Here is a 12750-nt window from a genome sequence, read left to right as displayed (position 1 = left end):
CAACCACGCGACGGCCGAACAAGTGAACCTGAAACCCCGCCAACCCCTTCTGACCAGCTGATCAGCACCTCCCGCACACCGGGGGAAGCTCAGAGCACCTGCTCACCCCGGCTCTGGACGGGTTCGTGTCCGCGTTCGTCGTGCTTACCGGCGACTCGTCGACGGGTAAGACTCGTGCTCTGTTCGAGGCCCTCCGCCGACTGGCCCCAGCCCGCCCACTGTGGCGGCCCACCAATGCCGCCGGGCTGGCCGAGTTGCTGGGCGCCGACCGCATTGCGCCGGGTGCCGTGCTCTGGCTCAACGAGGCTCAGCGATTCCTCTACGGCGACCGTTCCGAGGAGGCCGCTGCCGCCCTGCGCGAACTCCTGATGACCCAGACCGGCGTCACCGTCGTCGGCACCCTGTGGACCCTCCCGTATTGGGAGGACCTCACCCGTCCTGCGGTAGAAACGGATCCCCGCAGTCAGGTCCGCGCTCTCCTTGAGGCACCTGTCACCCACCGGGTCTCGGTCCCGGCCGACCTGACAACGGCTGAGCGCTTGAGGTGGGAAAGCCTCGCCGACTCCAGCAAGGATCCTCGCATGGGGCGAGCCGTGCGAGCCGGCGCAGCCGATGGACGGGTGATCCAACACCTCAGCGGTGGGCCTCAGCTCCTCGCCGCGTACCGAATGGGGCCCGGCGCCCACTTCACCCACGCCGAGCACGCCCTGATCACTGCCGCGATCACGGCCAGACAGCTGGGGCACTACGCGCCGCTGTCCGAGGAATTACTGACGCAGGCCGCGGACGCAGCCCTCCCACCACACCACAGGCCCGCGGAACCCGGCTGGGGGCGTGACGCCCTGATCGCCCTGACTTCCGGAGTGCGCGCCGACGGGTGTCGCACCGACATCAGGCACTCCCTCACTGCGCTCATCGCCGTCCGCAACATCTCAGGCGGTACGACGACGTACGAACCGGCCGATTACCTGCACCAAAGCCTCGTTGCTGCTGAGGATGCGCCCGCCCCTACCCCCGCATTGTGGGATGCATTGACTATGTGCACGACCGACCTGGCCTCGCTCGTGAGCCTTTCGAGCGAGGCGCAGCGGCGGGGTTTCCTGAAGCAGACTGTGCTGTTGATGCGTCGAGCAGCCATCGCCGGATACGTGAACTGGTTCGGAATGTTACTGGCTATCCCCCAAACAGGGAACAGCGGCCGGAGCATGGCGCTTTGGATGGCAGACCACGTCGGCTTCGATTCGCTCTTCACCGCGAGATTACGGCTGTGGGAACTGCATCGCGTAGGCCCGGACGTCTCGGCCCGTCTCGCAGCGCGGGTGGTCTCCCGTGTGAATCTCGCCGATGCGGACGAGGTCCAAGAGCTGTTCGAAATCCTTGGCGGAATTGGTCACGAGAAGCTGCTCGTGAACCTCGATCCGGGGGCACACGTGCGCCTGCCGGATGAAACTGGCGCGTTCCGGCTTCTCGACCAGCTGCTCGACGCCGGATACACCGATCACGCGGTTCGTCTCGCCGACCGAATCCTCTCCCTGGGCCCTCCGGTCCGGAACCCGCAAGCGATGGGAACACTCCTCAAGGTACTGAACGTGTGCGGGCACGACCCCGAGGTCGCGGAGGCCCTGTCTTGGGAAGCCGCCAGACAAGTCGATCTGTCTACTCCCTATCCCCTCGTAGACCTCGTTGAAGGACTGTGGGACCAGGGCCGGGAGGAGGCCGCGTGTCTGCTGGCCGATCGGATCGTCGAAGCCGTGGATCCGAGCGACACTTACTCCGTCGCACAGCTCCTGTATGAGTTGCGCTGCCTCGGGGTTATATCGGCGCGCCGTCGGCTCGCGGAGCGGGCCGTACCCATGGCTGTCCTGGAGGACCCGGAGGCCGTCGGTTGGCTGCTGGAAGAGCTGCGGAACTGCGGGCTCGACGACTGCCTGGACGCATTCTTGGCCCGTGATCCCTCGGCAGAGGTCGTCATCGGCTCTGTCCAGAAGGTGGTCATGCTCCTGCGAACCCTGAAAAACCTCGACCGGGATGATCTGACCCGCTGTCTTGTCTTGAAAAGCCTGCTGAATATCGGACTTGACGACGCGGAGTACACGGCTCTCTTCTTCGACGTGCTCGCGCCCTTCGTCAGTCCGCCAGAACTGACCAGATTTGCATTGCGGGCTGTCGAGGAAGTCCCTCTCTCGTCCATCGCTGAGCTGGGCTTTCTGGCGCGCTCGCTGGAGGAGCACCACCAGTCGGAAGCGCTCGACCGGCTCGCCTGCCGCGCGATCGCAGCCGTGGATCCGGATGCAAGCACGTTCCTTGATCTTCTACGCATGCTCCGCGCGCGAAGCCTGGACGAGCACATCCACGCCATGATCGAGCGAGTCGCCGCACACCCGGGGCTCGCCGAAGCGGTGACATGCACGAAGTTGCTGAGCAACCTCCGCACGGCGGGGGAAACCGAGGCCGCCGACCGCCTTGGAGCCGCGGCTTCGCGGATGACCCCGGATAGCGCCGCCATAACGGAAAAGCCCCGGGTCGAGCCGGGCGGGCAACGACTGTACGGGTTGGAGACCGACGGCACCCCAGCCTGCCCCTGGACGTGGGAAAGCCTCGACCGCTTGGACCAGCGGCCCGACGCTTCTCTTCGCCGCTTCCCTGACCGGGTCGTCCCATGACTGCGCTGCCCGCGTGGTTGGGCCCGCCGCGCGCACAACCACGCAGTAGCGAATCTCGTGCTGCCGTCGTCCTCCCACTACCGGGCCGGCCGCGGTGTGGCGCTCGGCGCGCGCCACCGACGCCAGCAAGACCCGGAAGTCCCGCCGCACACCCTGGCGCCGCCAGCGCCCGCGACTGACCGCCACGTACCGCCCGATCTGGTACGCCTGTGGCACGTCTCCAAGCTGACTCACTCGCGCCCACCAGCACTCATGCCATTCTCGTCAGCCCACTGATCCCCGGATCCTGCTCGGCGATGATGATCCGCCTTCAGAAGGTGGGCCAATCTTGGGGACACCTCAGGTGGCGCTGTGGAAGAATCCTGCCATGTCGATCCAGGTACTGCCGGTCACCGCCAGCGACGTCGCTAAGATCCTTCGCCTCGAAGAGAGCCATTTCGCAGACCTGAAGGCCATCGAGATCTCCCCATCCAAGCTCACTAAGGCAATTTCAGCCTTTGCAAACGCCGATGGCGGAGAGCTCTACATTGGAATCGACGAGCTCGACAAGGCCAACAATATTCGAGCATGGCGCGGGTTTTCCGATACCGAGTCGGCGAATCCGCACATTCTAGTCTTCGACGGCCTTTTTCCGCTAGGCCAAGAATTCTCTTACGAATTCCTCCAAGCCCCGCAGGGGAACGCTGGCCTCGTGCTTCACGTATCCATCCAGAAGACCCGCCAGGTAATGAAGGCATCCGATGGGAAGGCGTACGTGCGGCGAGGGGCGCAGAGCATCCCATATACATCCGCAGAGCAACTCATTCGCCTGAGTCGCAACAAAGGAATCACCTCCTTTGAGACCGAGACGGTTGCGGCCCCACTCGATCTGATCACAAATTCTGAAGTAATAATCAGATTCATGCTTGATGTCGTCCCGAGCGCCGAACCGTCCGCCTGGCTCAGAAAGCAGCTTCTCACGCATGAGAACAAGCCGACTGTTGCCGCCTTGCTCCTCTTTGCCGACGAGCCTCAGGTCGCACTCCCCAAGCGCTCGGCAATCAAGCTGTACCGGCACAAGACAACTGACGAGCAGGGCGCCCGCGAGAATCTGGCCTTCGATCCAATTACGATCGAAGGCTGCCTGTATGATCAAATCCATGAGGCGGTAGAGCGAACCGTGGAGATCATCGAACAGGTTCGCATCCTGGGTCCGGACGGCCTGGAGTCAATCTCCTATCCGTTCGAAACCCTGCATGAGATTATCACGAACGCGGTTATTCACAGAGACTACGGAATCGCCGACGATGTCCACGTAAGGGTCTTCGACAATCGTGTGGAAGTCGAAAGTCCCGGGTCGCTTCCGGCCCACATCACCGTTCAAAACATTCTCTCCGAGCGCTTCTCGCGCAACGGAACCATCGTGCGCCTCATTAACAAATTCCCCAACCCGCCGAACAAGGATGTCGGGGAGGGGCTAAACACTGCCTTTGCGGCAATGAAGAAGCTGCAACTGAAGGACCCGGTCATCAAGCAGACCGACAACTCGGTGCTAGTTGAGATCCGACACCAGAAGCTCGGGACGCCGGAAGAGCTCATCATGGAATTGCTTGATACTCACGAAGAGATTACGAACAAGCAAGTCCGCGAGATCACTGGAATCGGATCCGAGAACAAGGTAAAGAGCATCTTTTTGAGGCTCGCAGGCGCCCATCAGATCGAGCGCGTCCCGGGCAAGGGCGGCGGGTCAGCCGCATGGCGAAAGTACACAGGAACTGGCGCAGCGGTTCAAGTATCGGATGAGAAGCCCGAGAATCCGGGCCCTCAAGCTCTGTTCTGAGCAATTGTGCTGAGGCGGAGCACCAGCTGGAGCCGCCCGTCACCAGCCACGGCCGGTAGTGGCCTGCACCCACACCTCTGCCGTCGGCCGCCGTGCGTGGCCGGCCGCCGCCGAAGCGGGGCGAAGACAGGAGCGCCAGCGAGCGGCAAGGCCGCGCGCTGGCGCGCTGTGCGCGCCCTTGGACCACCCGTAGAGAAGGCTTTTACGCATGGCTGTCTGCGGCAGCGGTGCCTGCCATTAGGAGTGGTTGCCGTTCGAGCCGCCCCGCGGGGGCGGCAACAACAGGTCACGCTCCGGGTGGCTTTCGCCGGTGACGTTGCCCTGGACACCGAGATCCTGGCGGGCGGCGTCGTGGAACTCGTTGATGGCGCCAAAGACGGCGCGGTTGCGGGTGCGCCACTCGTCAAGGGTGCCGTGGACCTTGCCGCCGGCCTGCCAGTCGACTTCGAGGGCTGCCGCGTTGAGCCGGTGCGCAGCCTCTACGACCTCGTCGCCGCCGAGGAGCATGATGCGCTCGAAGGCTCGGCCGCGCTGCCAGTTCGCCTCCGCCAGCTCCGTGGTGAGCTCGTGCTCGCCCTTGTTGCTCGCGTGGATGCCTTCCTTGTGTTCGTAGAGGTGGACGGCGAGGAAGACGCACGACCTGATCCTGTCGATGTAGCCCTCGTACGCGTGGAGCTTCTTTTCGTCCCACCGGGTCAGCAGCTCGTGTTGTTTCCGGCGCCGTTCCATCGCGTGGTTGGTGAGGTGCGTCGTCAGCGCACCCACGAGGACGGCTGCGATCGTCACAATCTGTTCGGCCGCGGCCAAGTCTCCCCCAAGACATGAAGTTCTCTTGATGTCTTGAGGATTCTAGGAGTTGGACGGGACGCGCCGCCCTGCTAACGGCTGACTTGCCGCATGTCTGTTGGTGCGCGCTGGGGCATGCAGGCTGAAACATTGGGGCGCTGGATCAGCTGGCGTGGGAGCATCCGGGACGGGTGCGTGACACTGTGACAGCTGTGACGACCGCGCCTGATGTTTCAGCCGGATCTGAGGCGGAGGCGGTCCCGCTGCGTGCGGAAGCCCGTGGACGCTCAGGGGGTGATGGGTACTTCGTAGACCAGTTCGCAGAGGCCCGCGGGGAGGACGATGTCGGCCGTCTCGACCGCGCGGCCGTCGTCGGCGACGTACGTGCGCCGGATGTGCGTGACGAGGGAGCCGCGCTGCACGCCGAGGAGCGAGGCCTCCTCGTCGGTCACGTGTCGGGGCTCCGGCTGTTCCGTGAAGTGGCTGACCGTGATGCCGATCTCTGCCATGCGGCCGACCACGCCGGCGCCGGCAAGCGGCCCGCCCTCGGGCAGGACGATGATCGTGCCTGTGGTGAGGGTGTAGGGCTCCCAACTGGTAGACAGCTGGATCGGCTTGCCGTCGGCGAAGTACTCGTAGGACGTGCGGACGCAGAGGTCGCCCTCGGCGATGCCGAGGCGGGCTGCGATGTCCGCCGGCGCCGGGACCTTGGCATCAGTGCGGCTCTCCCAGGTGCCCCGCCGGCCAAGGCTGGTCATGTCGGCCTGGAAGGGTGAACCTCCGCGGTCTTCGCGCGCTCGGGAGCGGACCAGTCGAAGTCGCTGGCGCGGCTCGGCGACGAACGTGCCTGAGCCCGCGCGGCCTTCCAAAGCGCCCTGGAGGATGAGGAGTTCCTGCGCGCGGCGCACGACGTTGTCGCCTACGCCGAGCTCGCGCGCGAGCTGAGCACGCGAGGGCAGACGGTCGCCCGGTGCCCATTCCCCGCTGGCGATGCGCTCTTGCAGGGCGTCTGCGATACGCAGGTACGGAGGTTGCTCACCCATATGGAAAATCTAGTCCACTAGGTCTAATCTAGTTAACTAGCTTCGCTCTGAGTGGCCAAGAAGCTACGGAGGGGTGTCCTGTGTTCTCGTGCGATCGGGCACGTGCTGACGGCATCACTGCTGGTCTCTTGGCCCTCGGGCTCGATCCGCAGATGAAGGATCACGGCAATCACGCCTGCATAGAGACGGAGGTGCCGGACTCGACAACGGCCGAGTCGTGGGGAGTTCTCCTGGCGTTGCTGGAGACAGCCGACCAGTTCGGACTTGTCAGCAGCGCCAGCCGCGGCCTGATCGCATGGGCCGCCGTCCGCATGGATGCGCCCGCGACGGACGATGCAGTCGCCGTCGCGGGGCAGTGCCATCAGCTGTATGGGAGCTGATCAGCGTGTTCGACCTTACCCGCCCCGCCCCGACGTGGACCAGGCGTCAGCTCGTTGCGTGTTCGAGCTGTCGTGCCCCGGCCCCGCTGCTGTACCGCAGCTCCACCGATGACAACCGGAGGTGGTGAGCGCGCCATGGCCGTCCGATACACACGCGTGGCCGAGGACCTCCGGCGCCGAATCGGCTCCGGGGCCCTCGCGGCCGGCAGCAAGCTGCCCTCGGAAAGTGAGCTTGCCGCGACCTACGAAGTCGGCTTGCCGACCCTGCGTCGGGCTCTGGACGAGCTCCAGTCCGAGGGGCTGATCGAGAAGTTCCATGGCAACGGGAACTTCGTTCGCCGTCCGGTCCAGCCCATAACTTACGCTGGCGGGCGCCACCCGCAGGACCCGCCAGCGGCTTGCCCGCCTGCGCTGCGGATCGAGGTCACCGTGACCGAGGTCAAGGCAGCGGGCGAGCTCCAGTCGTTGCTCCGGGTCCGCGCCAAGACTCCGGTGGTCGAGCGTGTCTACCTCAGCGAGCAGGCCGGTCGCCCGTGCAGTCTGGCGCGCGTTTACGTGCCGCGTGCGCTGGACGCTCCTCTCCCGGAAGCTCCGTGGTCGCCCTGGGGCGACGACGTTCGCGCGCATCTGCTCGCGCGCGGCATCCCGTGCGCGGCGACTGCCGAGCGCGTCACTGCGCGCTTTCCGAGCGCCGAGGAGGCCGATGCGCTTCGCATCGTTGCCCGGATTCCCGTCCTGGCGATCGAGCGCACGTCGATGGATAGCGCCGGCCGCGTGGTGATGGGCGTGTTGCTGGTGCTCCCCAGCGACCGAGCCGAGGCGGTCTTCTCGACCAGCGGGCCGGAGCTGACGGGGGTCGGGAAGTGACGAGGCCCATCGGAACGTCTCAGGCTTGGCTGGCTCGTCATCAGAAGTCCGCTGGTGCCGCCCGGAGCCTGCTGCGGGAGTTTCTGGCCAGCATCGATAGCGGCCAACGGTTCCTGGACATCGGCCAGTTGGTCCTATCTGAGCTGGTCAGCAATGCCGTGCAACACGCGCGGATGCCGGGTCGTCTGATCTTCGTCCGATTCGAGATGGAGCCCGGACTGCTGCGCATCGAGGTTCACGACGCCAGTCGGCGGATCCCGATGATGCGTACGACGGGCGATGAGGACGAGTCCGGCCGCGGGCTGCGGTTGGTTGACCAGCTCGCGAAGGAGTGGGGCGTGAGCCCCCGTGAGGGTGGTGTGGGCAAGGCGGTCTGGGCGTTGCTTGCCCCAGCGGACGAGGGGTGCGCTGTGAGCACTGACCAGACCGCGCAGCATCAGCAAGAGGCCGAGGAGAGTGCGCGGTGATCAGCATGAACGACGGAGAGACGAAGGCGTTCGGCCCGGTCGTGGCCTCGATCGACGGCATCATGCCCGAGGCGGAGTTCTTCAGGCTCCCCGACGCGCTTGCGGCGCTGCTCAGGGAGATCGAGCCGCTGACGGTGTGGGCATGGCACCGGGACTTCATTGAGTGCGGCCTCGGTCGGCCGGGTGCGGCGGAGTTCATCGCGGGTCAGGTGCGGCGCACGGGCAGCTGGACGCTGGCGCTCTACGTCGGCGATCTGTTGGAGCCTGCTGAGCCCCACATGATCAGGATCCGCCCGGCCTATACGGCGGCGCCGAAGTGAACGCGCAGGCCTCTGTCCGGCTCAGCGTACGCGGCTGACGGATTTCGAGCAGGGAGGGGAAGTGCAGCCGCTCCGGGCCGATCGTGCCCGAAGGCCGGCCAGGCCACCCCATCCCTGAGGCGCTGACTACGGCTGAGCCCGGACATCTCCAGGACGGAGAGGTGTCCGGGCTCTTGCCGTTCCGGCCGCGGGACGAAATGCTCAGGCCCCGGCGGGGTACTGCCACGCCAGCCCCGCAAGCAACTCCGCCCTGGCTTCGATGACCGCCATCCGGGCCTCGCGCTCGACGCTGTCGACGTGGGCGGCCTGGCTGGTCACCTGGCCGGGCCACTTGCGGTAGTGCAGGCCGACCTCCGCCGTGAACCAGCCGCGACTCACCGCGCTGAGCGCGAGGAGGAGCCCGGTGTCCTCGGAAGCGGGGAGGGCCATCCAGCCGCCGAGGGCAATCAGCAGGTCGCGGCGCATGCAGAGCGTCGCTGGGTGGACCTGGGCGCGGTAGTCGTGGGCCTTCCAGTGATCCAGGACGGCACCGTGCTCGATGGGGCCGGCGGGCGGGTCCTGGTCGAAGCCGACGAACGAGCCGTCTGGGAGCAGGTCAAGGACGCGGGAGGTCGTCCAGCCGATCTCGGGGTTCGAGGTGAGCGCGGCGATATCGCGGGCGAGGGCGCCGGGGGCCAGCATGTCGTCGGCGTCCAGCACCTTCACGTACTCGCCCTCGGCCCGCGCCAGCGCCATGGTCCGGGCCATGCCCGCACCGCCCGGTCGGCCCTGGCGGAAGCTGATCCGGACGTCGTCGGGGACGTAGGGGGCTACCTGGTCGCTCTTGCCGTCTTCCTGGATCAGCCAGAGCCAGTCCCAGCCCTCCGGCAGTTCCTGTTCGCAGAGTGACTTGTAGGCGTCCGGCAGGAACAGCGCGGACGGCGGGTGGACGGCAGTGACGATGATGATGCGCCGCTGCACGGCCCTCACCACCTTTCCAGTTGAGTGGTGAAGGTCAGCTCCGTGCGGTCGCCCGGGAGGGTGACGTCAGCGATGTCCACGACGCGCCCCTTGACGTCGAAGGATGTCTTTCGCAGGACCAGGACGGCAGTGCCGGGCGGCAACTCCAGTTCCTCGGTCTCCTCGGCCGTCGGTGGCCGCGCGGTGACGCGTTCGACGATCCGGTCGACCTCGATGCCGACCGTGTGGAGCTGGTTCTGCGTCCCGCCGGGCCAGGGCTCCTTCGTGGCGTCCAGAAGGTCGGGGTTGCCCGCGATCATGTCGTGGACCAGGTACGAACGGGTGAGATTGAAGGGGGCCGTCTCCGTGCGGTAGCGCGTATGGAAGATGCGCTCCAGCAGAGTCGTTCCTTCTGTCACTCCGAAGGTGGCCGCCCACTCGGCGTCCGCGGGGATCTGCTGGTACTCCGCAGTGAAGACCAGGTCGTCCAGCTCCAGACCGGTGTCGCGCTCGGTCGCGCCAGTCTGCTGACGCTCCGTCAGCGAGCGGCGCGCGCGGTCCTTCTCCCACTGGTGCCGGTCGTTGCTGCGCTGTACGAGCTTGCGCGCCTTGCGGACGAAGGTGCCGCGACCGTGCTGCTTCTCGATCAGCCCTTCGGCCTGGAGGAGCGCCAGGGCCTGGCGGACGGTCGGGAGGCTCTTGCCGTACTGCCCGACGAGGCTCGTTTCCGCCGGCAGCCGGTCCCCGGGCTTCAGTTCGCCTGCCCGGATGAGCTGGCGAAGGTCGTCCGCGATGCGCTCATACGCCTTCGCCATGGTGATCACCGTCCTGGTCGTCTGCGGAAACCAGCATACGAGTCCTCAAGAGGACTTGACGAGTTGGGGTGGCGTAGCTCATAGTCATGGCAACTCCTAAAGAGGACCTGAGGACAGGATCTCTTTAGGAGTTGCGGGCGGCTGGGCATGGCCAGATCCGCTTTCGATCCCGAGGGGGGCCAAATGCAACTCGCAATCGGTGACGTCGTCCGCGACCGGAGCGACATGGCGCTGGGCACGGTGGCCGGTGCCGCCGACCAGGCTGACGGCAGCGTCGTGGTGATCCAGCTCTCTGGCGGGGAGCTGCGCCAGGTCCGGCGGTACGACCTGGAGCTGGTGGGCCGCCGGCCCGAGTCGAAGACGGCCGGCGGGAGTGTGGCGTCGTGGGGCGTCCACGGTCTCGCCTTCACTGCGGCGACGCTTGGCGGTGGCGCCGAGCTGGCTTCTGGTGGCGGCTGGCTGCTGGCCTTCCTGGTCGGCCTCGGCTCTTCCTCTGCCGTCATGGCGGCCGTTCAGGCCGTGCAGCGGATGGCCGCCCCGCGGCGCATCCACGTCTGAGTAATCCGTTGCCAGCGGCGGCGGTCGACGGACCAAGGAAGCCCGCTGTCCTGGCTCTCTCCATCCCTTCCAGGAGCAGGAGAAGCATGCGCACTTCGTTACACGATCGACAGTCCGGCGAGGCCGAGGAGTTCGAAGAGCAGGTCGGTCGACTGTCAGAAGACGAGCAACTCCCGGAGTTTCTCCATGAGTTGTTCGTCGGCCGGGCGGGCGAGTCCGACGCTGAGCGCGCTGTTCGCGTGGACGCTGCCCAGGGCATCCTGGCGGACCTCCGCGAGGACGCGCCTGAGCTGGTCGCGTACGTCGCGGAGCTGCTGCTGGACGCCGCCACGTTCGTGACACGCTGCGCCGACTGCCGGTCGTTCCGGCCGGGAACGGCCGCATGAGCCGGCCGACCGTCTACAGTTCGCGGGCCGCACGGCAGTTGGACGCGGTCGCCGTGGAGCTCGCGCGGGCACAGGCCGGGCGGGACCGCGCCGAGGCCGATGCCGTGGCACTGAGCGCGCGCATGGCCGCCGAGCGGGAGCGCCAGGAGGCGTTGGCCGAGTTGCGGGCGGCCGCGGAGGCCGAGCGCGAGCGGCGCAGGGCGCGGCGGCGCTCCGAGCGGACACGAAGGTGGGCCGACCGCCGCGAAGCTCTGACCGGCCGCGCGGCGCTGCTGGCCACTCTGGCGGTGATCGCACTGTTCGTGGTGGTGGCGCTGCCGGCGCAGATCAGCTTTCTCGCTCAGCGCTGGCCGCTGCCGATGGCGCTGGCCGGCGGGAGCGCACTGGAGTCCCTGACATGGGTCTTCGCACTGCAAGGCCGGGTGCGGGACGCGCGCGGCCTGTCCGCGGCGGTACACCACGCGGGCATCTGGGTCGCGGCCCTGGCCGCCGCGGGCGTCAATCTCACCCACGGCGCGCAGATGTGGGGGATCGGCTTCGCGGTCGTGGCCGCGTGCGGTTCGCTCGCAGCACCGATCACCTGGCACATGTACTTGCACTCGCAGCGGGAGGGCGTCAGCGACCCGCGCCAGGCACGGCGCGACCGCCGGCGAAGGCGCCATCACCGCAAGGTGGCGCAGACCGCGAGGTGGCTGGCCAGCGCGCTGCCTTCGGAGCTGGCGTCGGACGAGTTGTGGGCGCTGGCCTGGCGAGCGGTGCACGGTGCCGAGCCGGGGGTTACCGCGGACCTGCTCGACGCGCACGCCAAGGCGTCAGCGGCGGTGGCGAAGTACCTGTGCCCGGGGGATCGGGCCGACGTGGACCTGCTCGCCCAGCCTGCCGCCGGTCGGCCTGCGCTGTGGACGACCGATCCGCGGGCCGCCGTGGAAGCCGGCTTCGCCGCTGCCCGCCCGGTCGCCGCACTCCTGCGGGCCGACGCCAACGGCTCGGCACTGGCAGTGCCGCCAGCGGGGCGTACAACCCCGTACAGCCAGCTCAGGGGCCGTACAAGCGCAAAGCGCACGCCCCGTACAACCTCCGTGCCGGCCGTACCGGCCGCACCGGACGACGCCGCGATGGAGGCGAAGCGTCGTGCGGCACGGGCCTCGATCCGGCGCACACTCGCCGACGGCCGCGTTCCCTCGCCGACCGAGATCGGGCGGACACACGGCATGTCCCCCGAGTGGGGTGCCAAGCAGATCCGGACCGTCCGGACGGAACGGCAGCCCGCCCCCGTCGGCGCGACCGACAAGTGACCGAGTCATCCCCAACCTGAATGGACTGTGCGATGAACCTCATCGTGACGTACGTGCACGCCTCTCCCGAGATCACGGTCACCGGGAAGCGACAGGCCGACGGTTGCCCCGTTCTGAGGCTGGCGACCGTGACGGGCGAGGTCGACATCTTCGGCCCGAGCCCGAAGTTTGACGGTCCCGCCGCGCACCTCGCGTTCGCGGAGGCGCTGGCCAGCGCGGCGCAAACGTTCCTGGAGCTGGCCCGGGACTACGCCGCCGGGGCACAGCCGTGGCAGCTGGACGGGCCAGGCGGGGCCGAGCCGGAGAACGTTCCGGACGTCGTCGCCGAAGCCGACACGGCGCGCTCGCTCTGAGACGCCGACAAACTCCCGGGACACGCCCCGCCTGGCAGCACAGCGCGTCCCGGTCCCCT

General features: G+C 67.2%; 14 protein-coding genes. 10 read left to right on the top strand and 4 right to left on the bottom strand.

Features of this window, described 5'->3' with window-relative positions:
- Positions 1-125: 125 nt before the first annotated feature.
- A complete protein-coding gene (locus ACGF12_RS21985) occupies positions 126-2663 on the top strand; it encodes a hypothetical protein (protein WP_393032494.1) in 2538 nt (845 codons plus the stop codon).
- Between the two features lie 367 nt (positions 2664-3030).
- On the top strand, positions 3031-4482 hold the full coding sequence (locus tag ACGF12_RS21980; RefSeq protein WP_393032491.1) for an ATP-binding protein: 1452 nt from the start codon (positions 3031-3033) through the stop codon (positions 4480-4482).
- Between the two features lie 237 nt (positions 4483-4719).
- Here the strand turns inward: ACGF12_RS21980 and ACGF12_RS21975 are convergent, their stop codons facing one another.
- Complete coding sequence (locus ACGF12_RS21975; protein ID WP_393032488.1) at positions 4720-5289, bottom strand: hypothetical protein; 570 nt, start codon at positions 5287-5289, stop codon at positions 4720-4722.
- 266 nt (positions 5290-5555) lie between these two features.
- Positions 5556-6311 carry a GntR family transcriptional regulator gene (locus ACGF12_RS21970; protein ID WP_393032485.1) on the bottom strand — a complete coding sequence of 252 codons (756 nt, stop codon included), beginning with the start codon at positions 6309-6311 and terminating at the stop codon, positions 5556-5558.
- Between the two features lie 128 nt (positions 6312-6439).
- Between ACGF12_RS21970 and ACGF12_RS21965 the strand changes: the two genes are divergently transcribed.
- From ACGF12_RS21965 to ACGF12_RS21950, 4 genes are all read left to right on the top strand, one after another.
- Positions 6440-6691, top strand: a complete 252-nt coding sequence (locus tag ACGF12_RS21965) for a hypothetical protein (RefSeq protein WP_393032482.1) — start codon at positions 6440-6442, stop codon at positions 6689-6691.
- Between the two features lie 156 nt (positions 6692-6847).
- A complete protein-coding gene (locus tag ACGF12_RS21960) occupies positions 6848-7558 on the top strand; it encodes a GntR family transcriptional regulator (RefSeq protein ID WP_393032479.1) in 711 nt (236 codons plus the stop codon).
- A complete protein-coding gene (locus ACGF12_RS21955) occupies positions 7555-8025 on the top strand; it encodes an ATP-binding protein (RefSeq protein WP_393032476.1) in 471 nt (156 codons plus the stop codon). The genes ACGF12_RS21960 and ACGF12_RS21955 overlap by 4 nt, the downstream gene beginning before the upstream one ends.
- Positions 8022-8345, top strand: coding sequence for a hypothetical protein (locus ACGF12_RS21950; RefSeq protein ID WP_393032473.1), 324 nt, complete (start codon positions 8022-8024; stop codon positions 8343-8345). The genes ACGF12_RS21955 and ACGF12_RS21950 overlap by 4 nt, the downstream gene beginning before the upstream one ends.
- Before the next feature lie 201 nt (positions 8346-8546).
- Here ACGF12_RS21950 and ACGF12_RS21945 read toward each other — a convergent pair whose 3' ends face one another.
- Entirely contained in the window at positions 8547-9305 is a 759-nt protein-coding gene (locus ACGF12_RS21945) for a glycosyltransferase family 2 protein (RefSeq protein WP_393032471.1), read from the bottom strand.
- A 5-nt stretch (positions 9306-9310) separates the two neighbouring features.
- The gene (locus tag ACGF12_RS21940) at positions 9311-10099 is read right to left on the bottom strand and encodes a GntR family transcriptional regulator (RefSeq protein WP_393032468.1); all 789 of its coding nucleotides are present in this window, start codon (positions 10097-10099) and stop codon (positions 9311-9313) included.
- 183 nt (positions 10100-10282) lie between these two features.
- On the opposite strand from ACGF12_RS21940, the gene ACGF12_RS21935 reads away from it, so the two are divergent.
- From ACGF12_RS21935 to ACGF12_RS21920, 4 genes are all read left to right on the top strand, one after another.
- Positions 10283-10657, top strand: coding sequence for a hypothetical protein (locus ACGF12_RS21935; protein ID WP_393032465.1), 375 nt, complete (start codon positions 10283-10285; stop codon positions 10655-10657).
- 86 nt (positions 10658-10743) lie between these two features.
- On the top strand, positions 10744-11043 hold the full coding sequence (locus ACGF12_RS21930; protein WP_393032462.1) for a hypothetical protein: 300 nt from the start codon (positions 10744-10746) through the stop codon (positions 11041-11043).
- Complete coding sequence (locus tag ACGF12_RS21925; RefSeq protein ID WP_393032459.1) at positions 11040-12338, top strand: hypothetical protein; 1299 nt, start codon at positions 11040-11042, stop codon at positions 12336-12338. The genes ACGF12_RS21930 and ACGF12_RS21925 overlap by 4 nt, the downstream gene beginning before the upstream one ends.
- A gap of 32 nt (positions 12339-12370) precedes the next feature.
- The gene (locus ACGF12_RS21920) at positions 12371-12691 is read left to right on the top strand and encodes a hypothetical protein (protein WP_393032456.1); all 321 of its coding nucleotides are present in this window, start codon (positions 12371-12373) and stop codon (positions 12689-12691) included.
- The last annotated feature ends 59 nt before the right edge of the window (positions 12692-12750 follow it).

Origin of the sequence: Kitasatospora sp. NPDC048296 (genome assembly GCF_043201815.1) — a bacterium.
Classification (GTDB): Bacteria; Actinomycetota; Actinomycetes; order Streptomycetales; family Streptomycetaceae; genus Kitasatospora.
The sequence above is the reverse complement of the archived record's forward strand: the minus strand, read 5'-3'. Positions and strand labels throughout refer to the sequence as shown.

Coding starts and splice junctions, on each gene's coding strand:
- ACGF12_RS21920 (WP_393032456.1), top strand. CDS start 12,371: ATGAACCTCATCGTGACGTACGTGCACGCCTCTCCCGAGATCACGGTC.
- ACGF12_RS21925 (WP_393032459.1), top strand. CDS start 11,040: ATGAGCCGGCCGACCGTCTACAGTTCGCGGGCCGCACGGCAGTTGGAC.
- ACGF12_RS21930 (WP_393032462.1), top strand. CDS start 10,744: ATGCGCACTTCGTTACACGATCGACAGTCCGGCGAGGCCGAGGAGTTC.
- ACGF12_RS21970 (WP_393032485.1), bottom strand. CDS start 6,311: ATGGGTGAGCAACCTCCGTACCTGCGTATCGCAGACGCCCTGCAAGAG.
- ACGF12_RS21940 (WP_393032468.1), bottom strand. CDS start 10,099: ATGGCGAAGGCGTATGAGCGCATCGCGGACGACCTTCGCCAGCTCATC.
- ACGF12_RS21935 (WP_393032465.1), top strand. CDS start 10,283: ATGCAACTCGCAATCGGTGACGTCGTCCGCGACCGGAGCGACATGGCG.
- ACGF12_RS21980 (WP_393032491.1), top strand. CDS start 3,031: ATGTCGATCCAGGTACTGCCGGTCACCGCCAGCGACGTCGCTAAGATC.